Source organism: Pseudomonas sp. KCJK9000 (assembly GCF_046230725.1).
Taxonomy (GTDB): Bacteria; Pseudomonadota; Gammaproteobacteria; order Pseudomonadales; family Pseudomonadaceae; genus Aquipseudomonas; species Aquipseudomonas promysalinigenes.
The window spans coordinates 52,809-67,772 of record NZ_JBJJLN010000019.1 but is presented as its reverse complement, the minus strand read 5'-3'; the positions used below and the strand labels follow the sequence as shown (position 1 = coordinate 67,772).

The following is a 14,964-nucleotide window of genomic DNA, read 5'->3' as shown; positions in this document are numbered from 1 at the left end:
CCTGATCCTTGAAGGCAAAAGGATCAGGTTAACGATGATTTACAGGCCAAGCTCAGTCAGGCCTGGGTGATCATCCGGACGGTGGCCCAGTGGCCAGTGGAATTTACGCTCGCTTTCTTTGATCGGCATGTCGTTGATGCAGGCGAAGCGACGATGCATCAGACCGTCCGCTTCAAATTCCCAGTTCTCGTTACCGTAAGAACGGAACCAGTTACCGGAATCATCATGCCACTCGTACGCGTAACGGACTGCAATCCGATTGTCTGCAAAGGCCCAGAGCTCTTTGATCAAGCGATAATCCAGCTCTTTTTTCCACTTACGGGTGAGGAAACTTTTGGCCTCTTCACGGTTGGTAGCGAATTCAGCGCGGTTACGCCATTGGGTGTTGAGCGTGTAGGCGAGCGAGACTTTTTCCGCGTCACGGCTGTTCCAGCCATCTTCAGCAAGTCGAACTTTTTCAATCGCTGTTTCGCGAGTGAAAGGAGGAAGTGGCGGGCGAGTTTGGGCATTGGACATCGTTGCGACTCCAGTCTAGTTGGATGAATGAATGTAAGTAGTGCCTCTGAAGCTCAAGCTTTAGGAACAAGCTCTTTCAGCAACATCTGTGCAACTTCCTTTGCATTATCAGCCGCGTGATAATCACCCATGACGCGCGCCGTGGTGATTGCGCCTTCCATCAAGATAAACAACTGCCTGGCCAACACGAGCGGTTGATCGGCGTTCAATTGCTCAGTCAGTTCAAGGGTATAATCCAAGAGCTTCTGCTTGTGCAGCTTTGCGATCTGCCGGATGGGGCTATCGGGGTCGCCTACTTCGCCTGCCGTATTAATGAACGCACAGCCGCGAAAACCCTCCGTCTCGAACCAACCCTTCAAAACAGTGAACATGCTCAGGATGCGATCGTACGGTGTTGCCGCTTTGTCGCATTCATTTCTGAACCAGCTCATCCAGCGTACGTCGCGGGCGTTAAGAGCCGCTGCTGCGACATCATCTTTGGTCGCAAAGTGGTTATAGATACCCTTCCTGGATACGCCTGAAGTTTTCACCAGGAGATCCATGCCCGTGGCATGGATCCCATTTTCGTAAATGAGTTTCTCGGCGGTGGCTAGGATCTGGGCTCTGTGATCTATCGTTGGTCTGCTCATGGATTCAATGTAGAACGATCGTTCTCTCACGTCAATGGCCATTGGTGAATTCTTCAATTCCAGGTGGGCGCCTTCGCCACGACTACGCTCCTATGGCTAGGGCGAGGCCAGCAATAAGGATGGCCATTTCATTCTCTCGTCGCTTAGCCAACGCTGGCGCTAGCTACTTGCGGGCGAACACCTGACTTGAGTACCGGCGCAGAGCCCGAACGCTTGTATAGCTAATGAGAGGTATTCACTGTGATCGACACATCGACTTACGCCCCCTCCCCCCGCATGCCCTAGGGCAATCACAACCAATGCTCCAATGCCCGCCAAGCAACTGGCTTCATCATCATGCGAGGGTGCAAGCCATCGACACTGCATTCATGAAGAGGCGCAATACAACGGACTCGACCAGGTGTGCAACGACTACCTCACCCACCTCCCCCGTGACATGTCTCAGCGCAAGGATCAACCCGAAGCGGCATTTGGCGAGCGCAGCTAACGACTCATTGCGGATATTCACCAGAGGCTACAATACAGTGCCAACCCACCAGCTACTGCCTGCCCTAAGCAAACGCAGCCTCGTGAAAAGGAAGTCAAGCAAATGGATGTTCTTTGCACCTCTCTGGACGAAGTCCGTCAAGAGATCGATGAAATCGACCGCAACCTCGTTTCGCTTCTCGCCAAACGGGGTCGGCTTGCGACCCAAGCGGCTGCTTTCAAGAAAACTACCGATGATGTGCGTGCGCCTGCTCGAGTTGAGCAAGTGATAAGGAAGGTTCGAGAAATGGCTGACGAAACTGGTGCCTCGGCTGAGGTCGTGGAGCATGTCTACCGTGCAATGATTTCGGCCTTCATCACTGAAGAACTCGCCACCCATGGGAAACTGGTTGGCAGAGCGTCAGCATCTTGATGACAACGCGGGGCTCATCCGAAGCCCCCTGTGAATCACCCTATGCACACTGACCGATCCGCGAGCTGGATCGACGGATTGGGGAATGAATGCCAACACGAACGAGCCTGGTTTTAGGTTGAGCGCAGCCGAAAGCAGACCCGTTAGAAAAATGCTGGGCAACGATTGCCGGAACGGCGGCTGAAAGCTGATCAAACTGCACCCAAAGAGCTGTTCTTGATGGCATTCAGCGTTTGCCGCTTCGTCTCACCCAGCGGCCGGGCTCTCTCGGCTTCGACCAACTAGCGCTCGATCATCTTCTTGACCGTGTGCCCCTTGCGACTGGCCCGCTCGATCCCGCCAGGAACAGCCAGCTCGGTCTCTCGTCGCTTTGCCCAGGCCCGAGCGGCCTGCTTGCGGGCGAATGTCTGAGCTTCTTGGTAAACTATGAAACCCTTTTTCTTGAGGCGGATCTGGACGGTGTAACTGAGCGTCCCATCGGCCTTTTTCCTTGCTCTAATCGTTGCCATGATCTCGGTGGTACAAGCGTGGCTGGCGGTGGTACATCCCCCAATGCCAGGCCAAAACGCTCAAAACCACCAATAAAGGCACCATAATGCGTAGACCAGAATGCCCCTAGAATCAGCTTCAAAGCCACAAACCATGCCGCCTGAACCGTCACGCCGCTTCAGCGTTGCCCCCATGATGGACTGGACCGACCGCCACTGTCGTTTCTTTCTGCGCCTACTTTCCAAGCACACCCTGCTGTACACCGAAATGGTCACCACCGGCGCCCTGTTGCACAACGACGCCGAGCGCTTTCTGCGTCACGACGCTTCCGAACACCCCTTGGCGCTACAACTAGGTGGGAGCGTGCCGGCCGACCTGGCCGCCTGCGCCAAACTGGCGGAGCAAGCTGGCTATGACGAGGTTAACCTCAATGTCGGCTGCCCAAGCGACCGGGTACAGAACAACATGATCGGCGCCTGCCTGATGGCACACCCGGCGCTGGTGGCCGACTGCGTGAAGGCCATGCGGGACGCTGTTACCACGCCCGTGACAGTCAAACATCGTATCGGTATCAACGGCCGTGACAGCTACGCCGAGTTGTGCGACTTCGTTGGCCAGGTACGTGAGGCGGGCTGCAAAAGTTTTACCGTGCATGCGCGAATCGCGATTCTGGAGGGGCTGTCGCCGAAGGAAAACCGCGAGATTCCACCCCTGCGCTATGACGTGGCGGCGCAGTTGAAAACAGACTTCCCCGACCTTGAGATCGTGCTCAATGGCGGTATCAAGACCCTGGCAGAGTGCCAAGCGCACCTTGAGACCTTCGATGGCGTGATGCTGGGGCGTGAGGCGTACCACAACCCATACCTGTTGGCCGACGTCGACCAGCAACTGTTTGGTAGCCAGGCGGCGGTAGTGACGCGCAGTGAGGCCCTCGAGCAGCTGCGGCCTTACATCGTGGCGCATATGCATAACGGCGGTGCGATGCATCACGTTACCCGGCATATTCTGGGGCTCGGCCAGGGGTTCCCAGGAGCCCGGCGGTTCCGGCAGTTGCTGTCGGCGGACATTCACAAGGCGGCGCAGCCGCTGGAGGTGTTCGATCAAGCGGCGCAGTTGATGCAAGGGCGGTAAGAGGGAAGGTTAGCGTTGGCGGATTAGGGGCCTCGGCCCGCGATCTTCAGCGTAGGTGCCATCGAACGTCGCCGGCGCGGCACATCGCGAGCCGCGCTCGCCTCCACGTTAATTTAGGGCCGCCAGCCCTGGGGTTTAGAGCACAGCCTGTGCAAGATCAAGCCCCCAGGGAACCTCACGCCAGCGCCCGACTCGAATCATCACCGTCGCCAATCACGCCCTACCCCACTGGCCCCTTGAGCGCCCGTCGGGGCTCGGGTAATGTCGAGTAAATGCACAGGACAGAGCACGCCAATGACCTCCAAGCTGGAACAACTCAAGCAGTTCACCACCGTGGTTGCCGATACCGGGGACCTGGATGCCATCAGCCGCCTCAAGCCAGTCGACGCCACCACCAACCCGTCGCTGTTGCTCAAAGCCGCTGCCATCCCAGGCTATGCCGAGCTGCTCAAGCAGGTGAAAGCCGATGCCAAGGGCAATGTCGACCTGGCCTGCGATAAATTCGCGGTGGCGGTGGGCTCTGGCATTCTCAAGGTCATCCCGGGCCGTATTTCCACCGAGGTGGACGCACGTCTATCGTTCGATGAGCCTGCCCTGCTGAACAAAGCGCGGCAACTGATCGACCTATACCAGGCTGCTGGCGTTTCGAAAGACCGCGTGCTGATCAAGCTGGCCTCCACCTGGGAAGGCATCCGCGCCGCCGAAAAGCTGGAAAAGGAAGGCATCCAGACCAATCTGACCCTGCTGTTCTCCTTCGCCCAGGCCCAGGCCTGCGCCGATGCCGGCGTGTTTCTGATTTCACCGTTCGTGGGTCGCATCTACGACTGGTACAAGAAAAGCACCGGCGAGGAGTACGTTGGTGCCGATGATCCTGGCGTGCAGTCGGTCACTCGCATCTACAACTACTACAAGGCCAATGGTTATAACACCGTGGTCATGGGCGCCAGCTTCCGCAACATCGGCCAGATCGAACAGCTGGCTGGCTGCGACCGCCTGACCATCAGCCCGGAGCTGCTGGACAAGCTCAGCAGCGATGAGGGTGAGCTGCCGCAAATGCTCAAGCCGGGCAATGCCGGCGAGCCCAAGCAGGTGCTGACGGAAAGCCAATTCCGCTGGGCGATGAACGAAGACGCCATGGCCACCGAGAAGCTGGCCGAAGGCATCCGCCAGTTTGCGCGGGATCAGGAAAAACTCGAGAAGTTGATGGCCGAATAAGCCTCAAACTTCTCTAGCTTTCTGGCCGGGCGGGAAATGCTGAGCATTTGCCGCCCGTTTTATTTGCGCCATAGGGCTGGGGACTTGTGCAGGCCTCGACGGCGTTATCGCGGGTAGACCCACTCTTGAAGACTGGCGCTGACCCGTGGGAGCGGTTCGCACAGATGCCTTGGGCAGCGGCGTTAACCGCGAACACGACCTGGCAGGCCCTATCTCAAGTGCGCTCGAGGGCGTTCACCAAATCATGAAAAGCTTCGCGATTGGAGTCGTTGAGCCCCATCAGAATCTTGTGCGCCTCAAGGACTTTGGAACGCACCACGTCTTCGTTCTGATCCTGTGATGGCAGATCGGTCAGGCACTCAGGGCGGGGCATGGGGCGGTCGACGATATTGAACACTTGATCGAAGCCCATAGACTGCAGCAGGCGTGAAATATCCGGGTTGGTGGTAACCACCGTCGGCAACAGGCCAACCTTCTGCCGCGACAGGATCGACAGCTTGGCCAGCAGGCCCAAGGTGGTGCTGTCGATACTTTCGGTTTCAGTCAGGTCGATGACAATGGTCGAGAAATTCAGTGCAGTGAAAATCTTCTCGATCGTTGCATCCAGCGCCGAACACAGGGTCAGGCGCACTTCTCCGACGAATTTCAGTACAAAGGTACCGCTCTGCTCGGCGAACTGGATTCTACCGGTACTCATTGAAGGTTCCTGCTCAACACCAATAGGGCGATATCATCCGGCATCTCCCCAAGCGTAGCCAATCCAAATCGTTGTCGCAGCCCATCCAGGCTACCACCCGCTGCCTTGACGATCTCCGGCAAGGCCGCCTCTTTATCTTTGAGCGTATGCCCTGGCAAAAGGTCCAGGATGCCATCGGACGTAAGGCTCAGGCTGAACTGCGACGGCAGTTCGATCACCTGGTCCTGGTAGCTCGCTTCATCGAATAACCCCACCGGCAACCCGCGGCCTTCCAGATAGCGCGCCTGGCCTGGGGTATACAACACCGGCAACGGCAGGTGGCCTCCCACGGCGTAGGTCAGTAGGCCGGTTTCTTCATCGATCACGCCACCGACCATGGTTACGTGCTTGCCCAGCTTGCTGTTGATCAGGCCACGGTTGATGTGGCTGAGCACCTCGGACGGCTTGAACTCACGCAGCTTGCTGCTGCGCTTGAATTCGAACAACAGCCGAGTGGTCATGAACTTCAGCAGCACCGTCACGAACGCCGACGATGCTCCGTGCCCGGATACATCGGCCAAATAGAAGACGATCCGCCGCTCGTCCACCCGAAAATAGTCGACGAAGTCACCAGACAGGTACAACGATGGGATGATCTGGTGCTCGAAGGTGAACTCACCGAGCGTCCAGGGGCTCTCCGGGAGCATGTTCATCTGCACCTGGCGACCAGCGGTCTGGTCTTCCTGCAGCAGGTGCAGGCTGGCCTCCAGTTCGCGATTGGCCGCCTCGAGCTTGTCACGGTAACGCTGGTTCTCCAGCACCAACCGCGAACGGTCGAGTGCACGGCGTACCGAGTGCTCGAGCACTGCCAGGTCTTCAAGCGGTTTGATCAGGTAATCGGCAGCGCCAAGGCGCAAGGCCTCGACCGCGTCACTCATCACGCCGGCACCGGACACCACGATCACCGGCAATTGCGGGGCGCGCTCGCTGATCTGGCGGATCAGTTCGAGCCCGCCCATCTGCGGCATGCGCAGATCGCAGATCACGAGGTCGGGCTGGTGTTCTTCGAAGACCTGGAGCCCCTGCTGGCCATTCCCGGCCTGGAGGACGCTGAAGCCGCTGTCTTCCAGATAGGCGGCGAGGCTTGCACGGACCACGTCGTCATCATCGATGATCAGCAGCGTTGCACTGATTTTCTGCATGTGGGCGAACGGCGCCGATTGGGGTTGGTGCAGCAGTGTCGGCAAAGCGGACACTCAACTGCTGGAATACTCTGTGGTAACGCTCTACTTGAGTTGTAGGCCAATAACCGGGCCCAGGCAACCAATCGAGATACCGTGTCAGGCGCAGACGGTACTCCCATCCGTCAGGCGTTTCAAGCGTACGTCGGTCGAGTTGGCCGCTCTTTACAGGGCAAATCACCGAGAGTTATAAGAAAGCACATTCGTACAACCTGTTGGGAAGGATGCAGCATGCCCCAGACGCCCTCCAGCCATAGCGAGAAACGCGATTTCATCCGCATGCGGATCGATACCGAGGTCAGCCTTCTTCACGAAGGGCAGGTCATTGCCGCACTGTGCCTGGACCTTTCCAGCAGCGGCATGCAGGTGCAGGCGGCGCAGCACTTCAGGGTTGGCGACCAACTGGAGGTCCGTATCGACTCCGAGCACGCGGCACTCAAGGGCCTGCACGCCAGCACCGAGGTGGTCTGGATCGCCGATCAGGCCGATGGTCAGCAAAAACTGGGCCTGCGCATCCTGGCGATGCATTGAACTGTTACAAAAACGGCGACTCGCAGGCCGCCGTTTATCATCGCTCACCAATCAGAAGTCATCTTCGACTTCACCGTCCTTGACCTTGAACTCGCGGTTCTGCAGGTAGGCATTGCGAATGAAGATGTACTTGTCACCCTGCATCAGCTTCTCGGCCGACAGCAGGCTGGCGCGGGTGTCGACCACATTGAGGGCGAAGACCGAATTGCGCACCGGCACATCGTTGATGTAACGGTAGGGCTCGGTATAGCTGTCTGGGTACTTGGCCAGCCCGTCACGCACGGTGCTCGGCCCCAGTAACGGGATCACCACGTACGGGCCGCTGGGCACACCCCAGCGCCCCAGGGTCTGGCCGAAGTCTTCGTCGTTGCGCTGCAGGCCCATCTTGGTGCCCACATCGAAGAAGCCGCCAATGCCAAATACGGTATTGACGATCAACCGCGCCGTGTCCACGCCCGCTGCATGGGGCTTGAACTGCAGCACATCGTTGGCCAGGTTGCTGACGTCGCCTACGTTGTTGAACATATTGTGGATGCCATCCTGCAGAAACTGCGGGGTGACCCACTGATAACCCTTGGCCAATGGCTTGAGGCCATAGGTGTCGATGGTATCGTTGAAACGGAAGATGGGGCGGTTCACCGCTTCCCAAGGGTCTTCCTCGGAAGCAGCGTGAGTGGCTGCAACGGGCGCCAGCAGCAAGCTGGCGCAGACACAGGCCTGGGTGACACGCTCGATCACACCGGCACCGATCCTACGCATAGATGTTCTCCATCGATTTTCTCGGCCGCATGCGCAACGGGTGCGCTGCTGTAAGGCGGCAGTATAGAGCCTTGCTCGCTGATAAACAGCTTTACACATTTTTGCTCAATATTTTGTGAACATCTGTTGCCGTCACGGCCCGGTAACAATAGCGCAATAACCTGCAGGTTATTTCAGGAGCGTTACCATGCTCGCTGCACCTGCCATCACCGCTGTACTATTCGGCCTGCGCGGCTGCCTGGTTCAGGCCAGCGCCAGCGGCCCCCTGCCCGCCCCTGGCGCCCTGCAGATGCTGGCTGGCCTGCGTGATGCGCAGGTGCCATGCATCTGGCTAGACGACCTGAGCAGCCTGCAGAGCGAGCGGTTGGCCAGTGTGTTGCCGCGTTGGCTGACGGGCCACGCTGCCAACGCGGCGCCATGGCCTGCACCGAACGCTTGCTGGCAGGCACTGATGAGCATCAACAGCGAACGCCTCGAAGGCTGCGTGCTGGTCAGCGGTGAGCCAAAACTGCTGCAGTCAGGCCTGAACGCAGGCCTGTGGACAGTGGGGCTGGCGGGCTGCAGCCCTGCGTGCAGCGTTGGCGCTGTGCAGTGGCAAGCTATGACCCAGCACGAGCAGGATCTGGCGCGTGGCAGAGCCACCTTGGCGCTGTATAGCCTGGGGGTGCACTCAGTGATCGACCACCTGGAAGAACTGGACACCTGCCTTGCGGACATCGCCATGCGCTGCAGCAAAGGCGAAAAACCCTGATACAGCACCCTTGATGCGGATCATGCAAAGCGTCAGCGAGTGGATTACGCTAGGAAACAGGCGAGAACCTTTGCCGCTTCGCTGAGGTCCATGCCTTGCCAAGCCATTGATGGAGAAAAGCCAATGCCTGCCCGCGAATTGCAAGAGCGCCTGAACAGCCTGCGCGAGCAACTGGATCGCAACATACCGCTTTCTGACGAAGAACTGGCTGCCCTGCACGAAGAAGCCAGGCAGATAGAAGCGCAGCTGAAACTCGAAGAGGCTACACCGGACAACAACGTGGTCGATGGGGTGAACCTGGCCATCGAACGCTTCGAGGCCGAGCACCCTGACCTGACCGCCACGCTGCGCAGCATCGCCAACTCGTTGCACAGCATGGGCATCTGAAATGATCGGGGGCTGCCTGGCAGCCCCCTCTGTGTCACTGCCTTACCAACCGTACATTCGCCGGGCTGATCGGGCGTGTGCTGCGGTAGGGGTTGATGTCCAGCCCGCCCCTGCGCACATAACGCGCGTAAACGGTCAGATGCTCGGGCTGCAGCAGGTTTTTAAGGTCAAGGTAGATTCGTTCTACGCATTGTTCATGAAAATCGGCATGCTGGCGGAAGCTGATGAGGTAGGTCAGCAGGCTGGCATGGTCCAGTGCGCTGCCCTTGTACTCCACCACCACGCTCCCCCAATCCGGCTGGCCGGTCACCGGGCAGTTTGATTTGAGTAGATGGCTGTGCACCGTATGCTCGACGATGCGCTGTGGGTCACAACGCAGCAGCTGTGGTTGTGGATGCTCGTAATTGTCGATAGTCACATCCAGCTCATCGATGCACTGCCCAGGCAGCGCAACCACACCCTGAGCCTGCACCTCATCCAAGGTCCGCACCTGCACCGCCACCGGCTTGCCAGCTGCGCCCGACAGGTCTTTCACCAGGCACGCCTGCAGCTCGGCCAGCGAAGCGAACACGGTCTGGTTCAAGGAGTTGAGGTAAAGCTTGAACGATTTGGACTCGATGATATTCGGCGAATCGGCAGGAATGGCAAACTCACCGATAGCCACTACAGGCTTGCCAGAAGGCAGCAGCCAGGACAACTCGAAGCAGTTCCAATAGTCCACGCCGTGCCACGGCAGGGTCTGGGCGGTAACACCCAGCTCTGCCCACTTGGCTGTGCGCGGGATCGGGAACAGCAACGAAGGCGTGTAGGTGGCGATGTATTCGCTGGATTTACCCAGCGGAGAATGTTCGGCAGCGGGATGCATGGAAACTGACCTGAAGGTTCGAAATTGCCCCTAGTCTACCGGTTTTACCCACTACCTTGCAGGCCGGCTTACTCGATGTTCAGCACACCAACCATCCCCGCCTGATAATGCCCCGGCACGTTGCAGGCGAACTCGATGGGTGCAGCCTTGCGGAAGGTCCAAGTCAGTTCTGCACGCTGCCCTGGCGCTACCAGCACGGTGTTGCCGCCTGCGTGACCATGGGCGCCGTGGTCCATAGCCGTGCCAGCGCCGTGCGCCATCTGCGAGTGGTCCATACCCTGCTGCACGCCGCCATTGAACAGCTGACCCTGCATCGCGAGCATTTGTTTCTGGTGCTCGGCGTGCATTGCCTTATCTCCCAGATTGAACTCGTGGGGCAGCCTGCCTTCGTTGATCAGTACAAAACGCACGGTTTCGCCCGCCTTCACATCCAGGCTTTTTGGCTCGAAGGCGATGTCCTTGAGCACCACTTCGACGGTGCGCGTTGCACTGGCAGCTGGTGCCGGCTCGCCGAAGGCGAACGTGGTGGTCTCCCCCGCTAGGCTCGGCAGGCTGACCGAAGCCAGGGCAGCGGCGATGAACAGCTGTTTCATGATGACTCCAATGATCACGAGAAGATGCGGCCACTCTAGAGTGGTGCAACTGGCGCTCGGCTGACGGGAAGATTACAACTTTGTCAGCTTGGGCGAAGCTCGAGTGAGTAACGTATCATTCCACCCATCCCATCATCGTGCGCAGGTTTATCCGCTTACGCTGTCGTAAGCACTGAAGCATCCGCGGCCAAGCCGCTCCAAAGGGGCTCGGCGTCAACCTTCTGATTGTGGATTGAGCATGAAACTGCTGATCGTCGAAGACCAGGCCCGCACCGGCCAGTATCTGAGCCAGGGCCTGAACGAAGCCGGCTTTGCCACCGAGCTTGCCACCGACGGTGAAACTGGCCAATACCTGGCGCTGACCGGCGACCACGACCTGCTGATTCTGGACGTGATGCTGCCTGGGCGTAATGGCTGGCAGATTCTACAAGCCGTGCGCACAGCCGGGCTGGCTACCCCGGTACTGTTTTTGACCGCCCGCGACGCAGTCGAGGACCGGGTTCACGGCCTTGAACTAGGGGCCGATGATTACTTGGTCAAGCCATTCGCCTTCTCCGAGTTGCTGGCTCGGGTGCGCAGCCTGCTGCGCCGTGGCAACAGCCCAAGCCTGGACACCACCCTAACCCTGGCCGACCTGCGCCTGGACCTCATCCGCCGCCGCGCCGACCGAGCCGGCATGCGCATCGACCTGACCGCCAAGGAGTTCGCCCTACTTGAACTGCTGCTGCGCCGCCAAGGCGAGGTGCTCCCCAAATCACTGATTGCCTCGCAGGTATGGGACATGAACTTCGACAGCGATACCAACGTCATCGAAGTGGCAATGCGTCGCTTGCGCTTGAAGATCGACGACCCGCATCAGAACAAGTTGATCCACACCATAAGGGGCATGGGCTACGTGCTCGAAGAGCGTCCTGAATAATGCGTAGGCTTGCCCTGAGCACGCGCACGGCACTGTTATTTGCCGCCTGCACCGCTTGCGTTTCACTGGGGGCGGGCCTGCTGTTCAGCCATGCCAGTGCCCAGCATTTCGTTGAGCTGGATAAACAACTGCTCGAGTCGCGTTTGTCTTTATTCCGTAGCCAGCTCACCGGGGTCAGCACCACTGCTCAACTGCAAAACCGTTTGCCCGCCCTGCGCAACGAACTCAGCCATCAGGCTGATCTGGCACTACGCATCGACGGCGCCGATGGTAGCAACTGGTTCAGCAGCCGCAGCGGCTTACCAGCCACGACGGCCGTGCCCGCACTGTCGACCCTGCATGCTGACGGCGTGTCTTACCGACGCCTGGCCGTGCCGGCCGACCAGCAAGTGCCAGCGCAGCTGACCCTGTTTCTTGATATCACCCACCACCAGCACTTCCTGCAAGGTATGCAGCGCCTGATATGGCTCACCGTTGGGCTGTCCGCGCTGGTCACGGCGCTGCTCGGCGCCTGGGCTGCGCGCAGCGGCCTGCGCCCCTTGCGCCAGATGGGCCAGGTGGCTGCCGGTGTATCAGCGCGCTCGCTCACCACGCGCCTGCCGGTGGCGCAGATGCCTGAGGAACTGGCAGAACTGGCCACGACGGTGAACGGCATGCTGCAACGCCTGGACGACGCGTTCCAGCGCCTGTCGGCGTTCTCTGCCGACATCGCCCATGAGCTGCGCACGCCGCTGTCCAATCTGCTGACCCACACCCAGGTCACACTCACCCGTCCGCGCACCCTTGAGCAATACCGAGAGGCGCTGCATGGCAACCTTGAGGAACTGCAGTGGATGGCGCAGATGATCAACGACATGTTGTTTCTTGCCAAAGCCGATCACGGCCTGCTGATGCCTGGGCGGATGGCGCTGGCCTTGCATCAGGAGGTGGATGCTTTGCTGGAGTACTACGCACCGCTGGCTGAAGACCACGCCGTGCAACTACTTAGGGAGGGCGAAGCGATGTTGCAGGGCGACCGCTACATGCTGCGTCGCGCCCTCTCCAACTTGCTGGACAACGCGTTGCGCTTCACCCCACCGGGTGGCCAGATACGGGTGACCTTGGCAGCGGGGGTGCAACTATGCGTAGCCAATACCGGTGGCGCCATTGCCCCTGCCGAACTACCGCGCCTTTTTGATCGTTTCTACAGGGCGGACCCGGCGCGACGCGAAGGCAACAGCGAACATGCAGGGCTAGGCTTGGCAATTACTCGGTCCATCGTGCAGGCACACGGAGGCAGCATTCGTGCGCACTGCGAGGATGGCTGGACGCGCTTTGATATCGAACTGCCCGAAGCCTTTTGAATCAGGGGCTGCAGCACAGCCCCTGGGCGAGCATCAAACCGCCAGGCCAATCGCCGGCTGAACCTGCGACGCCCGATACGCCGGGTAGATCGTCGCCAGGAAGCTCATCACCAGCCCCGCAGCGCAGATCATCAGAACATCCCCACCTTGCAGTTCGGACGGCAGGCTACTGATGAAATACACATCCGAGGTGAAAATGTGCTGCCCACTCACCCGTTCCAGCCAGCCAACGATCTGGCTGACATTAAGCGCGGCGATCACACCTAGCACGCCACCGATCAAGGTGCCGACGATCCCGATCAGGCTGCCCTGGACCATGAACGTGCCCATGATCTGCGCCGGTGTGGCGCCAAGGGTACGCAGGATAGCGATATCCGGCCCCTTGTCGTTCACCACCATTACCAAAGTGGCGATGATGTTGAACGCGGCCACCGCGATGATCATCAGCAGCAACAGACCAATCATGGTTTTTTCCATCTTCATGGCGCTGAACAGGCTGCCTTGGGTATGCGACCAGTCGTCGGCGCGGTAGCCATCGCCCAAACCGGCAGCGATGGCCTTGGACACCTGGGGCGCGGCGTACAGGTCATGCAGTTTCAGGCGCACACCCTGAACCTGGCCAGGCGCCCAGCGCTGCATTTGGCCAGCATCGGCCACGTGCATGTAGGCCTGTGAGCCGTCCAGCTCGGCACCGACCTTGAAGATCCCTACCACTGTCAGGCGCTGCATACGCGGCGTGATGCCACCCGGTTCATTGCTGATTTCCGGAACGATCAGGGTGAGCTTGTCACCCGTGTTCAGGCGAAAGCGCCGGGCGGTCAGTTCGCCGATCACCACCCCGTACTCACCCGGCTGCAGATCCTGCAGGCGGCCCTGAACGATGTGCTGGCCGACGATGGAGACCTTGCCCTCCTCGGCCGGGTCGATACCGCTGACCTGGATCGGCTGCATCGCACCTTTGTACGAGAGCATGCCCTCCATCTCGGTGATTGGCGCTGCGGCCATCACTGCAGGGTTACGCAACGCAGCGTCGGCCACCGTGCGCCAGTCATCCAGCGGCTTGACACCAAGTATCGCCGCGTGGGGCACAAGGCCGAGAATGCGCGAGCTCATTTCACGCTGGAAGCCGTTCATCACCGACAGCACCACGATCATGGCCAGCACGCCCAGCGACAGGCCGATCATCGAGGTCATGGAAATGAACGAGATGAAATGATTGCGGCGCTTGGCCCGTGTGTAGCGCGCGCCGATGAAGATGGGCAAGGGTCTGAACATGTAGGAAACACCCAATCAAAACGGGGAAACGGGGCAGCCAAGCCACCCCGAGCACTGCATCAGATCGCCACCAGGTGGCCGTCGGCCAGTTTCAATACGCGATCCATCTGGCGCGCCAGATTGAGGTCGTGGGTAACCACCAGGAACGCGGTACGCGACGCACTGGACAACTCCTGCATCAACTCCTGAATACCCTGGGCCGTGTGATGGTCGAGGTTGCCGGTCGGCTCGTCGAGCATCACCAGGCCCGGACGATTGACCAGCGCCCGAGCAATCGCAACGCGCTGGCGCTCGCCACCGGACAGCTCGGCCGGCTTGTGATGCAGGCGATGGCCCAAACCGACTCGTTTGAGCAGCGCCTCGGCACGTTCGCGTGCCTCTGGGATAGCGGTACGGCCAATCAGCAGCGGCATGCACACGTTCTCCATGGCGGTGAACTCCGGCAGCAGGTGATGGAACTGGTAAACGAAGCCCAGTTCGCGGTTACGCAGCAAACCGCGGGCACGTTCGCCGAGCGCCGACAACTCCTCACCCGCCAACCAGACACTGCCCTGGGTCGGCCGGTCAAGGCCGCCCAGCAGGTTGAGCAAGGTACTCTTGCCGGAGCCAGAACTACCGACGATGGCCACGCGCTCACCGGCATGTAGCTCAAGATTGAGCCCAGCCAGCACCTGCACCGACTCCGGCCCCTCGTCGTAAGACTTGCCCAGGTTGCGGCAACTCAGAACGGCTTTATCACTCATGCG

At 59.6% G+C, this 14,964-nt stretch carries 17 protein-coding genes and 2 pseudogenes; 8 read left to right on the top strand and 11 right to left on the bottom strand.

Annotated features, from left to right (window positions below; all coding sequences use genetic code 11):
• Positions 1-39: 39 nt before the first annotated feature.
• Together ACK59H_RS11060 and ACK59H_RS11055 are read right to left on the bottom strand one after the other, a co-directional pair.
• A complete protein-coding gene (locus tag ACK59H_RS11060; RefSeq protein ID WP_409264446.1) occupies positions 40-516 on the bottom strand; it encodes a DUF1348 family protein in 477 nt (158 codons plus the stop codon).
• A gap of 53 nt (positions 517-569) precedes the next feature.
• Positions 570-1,145, bottom strand: coding sequence for a TetR/AcrR family transcriptional regulator (locus ACK59H_RS11055; protein ID WP_409264454.1), 576 nt, complete (start codon positions 1,143-1,145; stop codon positions 570-572).
• 589 nt (positions 1,146-1,734) lie between these two features.
• On the opposite strand from ACK59H_RS11055, the gene ACK59H_RS11050 reads away from it, so the two are divergent.
• Entirely contained in the window at positions 1,735-2,043 is a 309-nt protein-coding gene (locus ACK59H_RS11050) for a chorismate mutase (protein ID WP_409264445.1), read from the top strand.
• A gap of 30 nt (positions 2,044-2,073) precedes the next feature.
• On the opposite strand, the pseudogene ACK59H_RS11045 reads toward ACK59H_RS11050, so the two are convergent.
• Both ACK59H_RS11045 and ACK59H_RS11040 read right to left on the bottom strand, forming a co-directional pair.
• A pseudogene (locus tag ACK59H_RS11045) lies at positions 2,074-2,241 on the bottom strand (LysE family translocator); the annotation flags it as partial.
• 2 nt (positions 2,242-2,243) lie between these two features.
• Positions 2,244-2,552, bottom strand: a pseudogene (locus ACK59H_RS11040) (site-specific integrase); the annotation flags it as partial.
• Positions 2,553-2,685: 133 nt separating this feature from the next.
• On the opposite strand from ACK59H_RS11040, the gene dusA reads away from it, so the two are divergent.
• Together dusA and tal are read left to right on the top strand one after the other, a co-directional pair.
• Positions 2,686-3,663 carry a tRNA dihydrouridine(20/20a) synthase DusA gene (gene dusA / locus ACK59H_RS11035; RefSeq protein ID WP_409264444.1) on the top strand — a complete coding sequence of 326 codons (978 nt, stop codon included), beginning with the start codon at positions 2,686-2,688 and terminating at the stop codon, positions 3,661-3,663.
• A 294-nt stretch (positions 3,664-3,957) separates the two neighbouring features.
• Positions 3,958-4,878, top strand: coding sequence for a transaldolase (gene tal, locus ACK59H_RS11030; protein WP_060476678.1), 921 nt, complete (start codon positions 3,958-3,960; stop codon positions 4,876-4,878).
• Between the two features lie 214 nt (positions 4,879-5,092).
• Here tal and rssC read toward each other — a convergent pair whose 3' ends face one another.
• Positions 5,093-5,575, bottom strand: coding sequence for an anti-sigma factor antagonist RssC (gene rssC / locus ACK59H_RS11025; RefSeq protein WP_060476677.1), 483 nt, complete (start codon positions 5,573-5,575; stop codon positions 5,093-5,095).
• Positions 5,572-6,756, bottom strand: a complete 1,185-nt coding sequence (gene rssB, locus ACK59H_RS11020; protein WP_288441118.1) for a two-component system response regulator RssB — start codon at positions 6,754-6,756, stop codon at positions 5,572-5,574. The genes rssC and rssB overlap by 4 nt, the downstream gene beginning before the upstream one ends.
• Positions 6,757-7,026: 270 nt before the next feature.
• Here rssB and ACK59H_RS11015 point away from each other — a divergent pair, with 270 nt between their 5' ends.
• A complete protein-coding gene (locus tag ACK59H_RS11015) occupies positions 7,027-7,326 on the top strand; it encodes a PilZ domain-containing protein (protein WP_060476676.1) in 300 nt (99 codons plus the stop codon).
• A gap of 51 nt (positions 7,327-7,377) precedes the next feature.
• Here ACK59H_RS11015 and ACK59H_RS11010 read toward each other — a convergent pair whose 3' ends face one another.
• On the bottom strand, positions 7,378-8,085 hold the full coding sequence (locus tag ACK59H_RS11010) for a VacJ family lipoprotein (protein ID WP_409264443.1): 708 nt from the start codon (positions 8,083-8,085) through the stop codon (positions 7,378-7,380).
• Between the two features lie 187 nt (positions 8,086-8,272).
• On the opposite strand from ACK59H_RS11010, the gene ACK59H_RS11005 reads away from it, so the two are divergent.
• Positions 8,273-8,836 carry a hypothetical protein gene (locus ACK59H_RS11005; RefSeq protein ID WP_060476674.1) on the top strand — a complete coding sequence of 188 codons (564 nt, stop codon included), beginning with the start codon at positions 8,273-8,275 and terminating at the stop codon, positions 8,834-8,836.
• Positions 8,837-8,959: 123 nt separating this feature from the next.
• Positions 8,960-9,223: a DUF4404 family protein gene (locus ACK59H_RS11000; protein ID WP_060476673.1), complete on the top strand. Its 264-nt coding sequence runs from the start codon at positions 8,960-8,962 to the stop codon at positions 9,221-9,223.
• A 34-nt stretch (positions 9,224-9,257) separates the two neighbouring features.
• Here the strand turns inward: ACK59H_RS11000 and queF are convergent, their stop codons facing one another.
• Both queF and ACK59H_RS10990 read right to left on the bottom strand, forming a co-directional pair.
• Positions 9,258-10,088 carry an NADPH-dependent 7-cyano-7-deazaguanine reductase QueF gene (queF, locus tag ACK59H_RS10995; protein ID WP_409264442.1) on the bottom strand — a complete coding sequence of 277 codons (831 nt, stop codon included), beginning with the start codon at positions 10,086-10,088 and terminating at the stop codon, positions 9,258-9,260.
• A gap of 68 nt (positions 10,089-10,156) precedes the next feature.
• Positions 10,157-10,681 (bottom strand): plastocyanin/azurin family copper-binding protein, encoded by a 525-nt coding sequence (locus tag ACK59H_RS10990; protein ID WP_060476671.1) that lies wholly within the window; start codon positions 10,679-10,681, stop codon positions 10,157-10,159.
• 238 nt (positions 10,682-10,919) lie between these two features.
• On the opposite strand from ACK59H_RS10990, the gene ACK59H_RS10985 reads away from it, so the two are divergent.
• Both ACK59H_RS10985 and ACK59H_RS10980 read left to right on the top strand, forming a co-directional pair.
• Positions 10,920-11,600 carry a heavy metal response regulator transcription factor gene (locus ACK59H_RS10985; RefSeq protein WP_261745154.1) on the top strand — a complete coding sequence of 227 codons (681 nt, stop codon included), beginning with the start codon at positions 10,920-10,922 and terminating at the stop codon, positions 11,598-11,600.
• The gene (locus tag ACK59H_RS10980; RefSeq protein WP_409264453.1) at positions 11,597-12,943 is read left to right on the top strand and encodes a heavy metal sensor histidine kinase; all 1,347 of its coding nucleotides are present in this window, start codon (positions 11,597-11,599) and stop codon (positions 12,941-12,943) included. The genes ACK59H_RS10985 and ACK59H_RS10980 overlap by 4 nt, the downstream gene beginning before the upstream one ends.
• A 33-nt stretch (positions 12,944-12,976) precedes the next feature.
• On the opposite strand, the gene ACK59H_RS10975 is transcribed toward ACK59H_RS10980, so the two are convergent.
• Positions 12,977-14,218 carry a lipoprotein-releasing ABC transporter permease subunit gene (locus ACK59H_RS10975; RefSeq protein WP_186476742.1) on the bottom strand — a complete coding sequence of 414 codons (1,242 nt, stop codon included), beginning with the start codon at positions 14,216-14,218 and terminating at the stop codon, positions 12,977-12,979.
• 59 nt (positions 14,219-14,277) lie between these two features.
• A complete protein-coding gene (gene lolD / locus ACK59H_RS10970; protein WP_186476741.1) occupies positions 14,278-14,961 on the bottom strand; it encodes a lipoprotein-releasing ABC transporter ATP-binding protein LolD in 684 nt (227 codons plus the stop codon).
• Positions 14,962-14,964: the final 3 nt, after the last annotated feature.

Coding starts and splice junctions, on each gene's coding strand:
- ACK59H_RS11015 (WP_060476676.1), top strand. CDS start 7,027: ATGCCCCAGACGCCCTCCAGCCATAGCGAGAAACGCGATTTCATCCGC.
- dusA (WP_409264444.1), top strand. CDS start 2,686: ATGCCGCCTGAACCGTCACGCCGCTTCAGCGTTGCCCCCATGATGGAC.
- queF (WP_409264442.1), bottom strand. CDS start 10,088: ATGCATCCCGCTGCCGAACATTCTCCGCTGGGTAAATCCAGCGAATAC.
- ACK59H_RS10985 (WP_261745154.1), top strand. CDS start 10,920: ATGAAACTGCTGATCGTCGAAGACCAGGCCCGCACCGGCCAGTATCTG.
- ACK59H_RS10990 (WP_060476671.1), bottom strand. CDS start 10,681: ATGAAACAGCTGTTCATCGCCGCTGCCCTGGCTTCGGTCAGCCTGCCG.
- ACK59H_RS11010 (WP_409264443.1), bottom strand. CDS start 8,085: ATGCGTAGGATCGGTGCCGGTGTGATCGAGCGTGTCACCCAGGCCTGT.
- ACK59H_RS11050 (WP_409264445.1), top strand. CDS start 1,735: ATGGATGTTCTTTGCACCTCTCTGGACGAAGTCCGTCAAGAGATCGAT.
- rssC (WP_060476677.1), bottom strand. CDS start 5,575: ATGAGTACCGGTAGAATCCAGTTCGCCGAGCAGAGCGGTACCTTTGTA.
- ACK59H_RS11005 (WP_060476674.1), top strand. CDS start 8,273: ATGCTCGCTGCACCTGCCATCACCGCTGTACTATTCGGCCTGCGCGGC.
- tal (WP_060476678.1), top strand. CDS start 3,958: ATGACCTCCAAGCTGGAACAACTCAAGCAGTTCACCACCGTGGTTGCC.
- ACK59H_RS11060 (WP_409264446.1), bottom strand. CDS start 516: ATGTCCAATGCCCAAACTCGCCCGCCACTTCCTCCTTTCACTCGCGAA.
- rssB (WP_288441118.1), bottom strand. CDS start 6,756: ATGCAGAAAATCAGTGCAACGCTGCTGATCATCGATGATGACGACGTG.
- ACK59H_RS11000 (WP_060476673.1), top strand. CDS start 8,960: ATGCCTGCCCGCGAATTGCAAGAGCGCCTGAACAGCCTGCGCGAGCAA.
- lolD (WP_186476741.1), bottom strand. CDS start 14,961: ATGAGTGATAAAGCCGTTCTGAGTTGCCGCAACCTGGGCAAGTCTTAC.
- ACK59H_RS10975 (WP_186476742.1), bottom strand. CDS start 14,218: ATGTTCAGACCCTTGCCCATCTTCATCGGCGCGCGCTACACACGGGCC.
- ACK59H_RS11055 (WP_409264454.1), bottom strand. CDS start 1,145: ATGAGCAGACCAACGATAGATCACAGAGCCCAGATCCTAGCCACCGCC.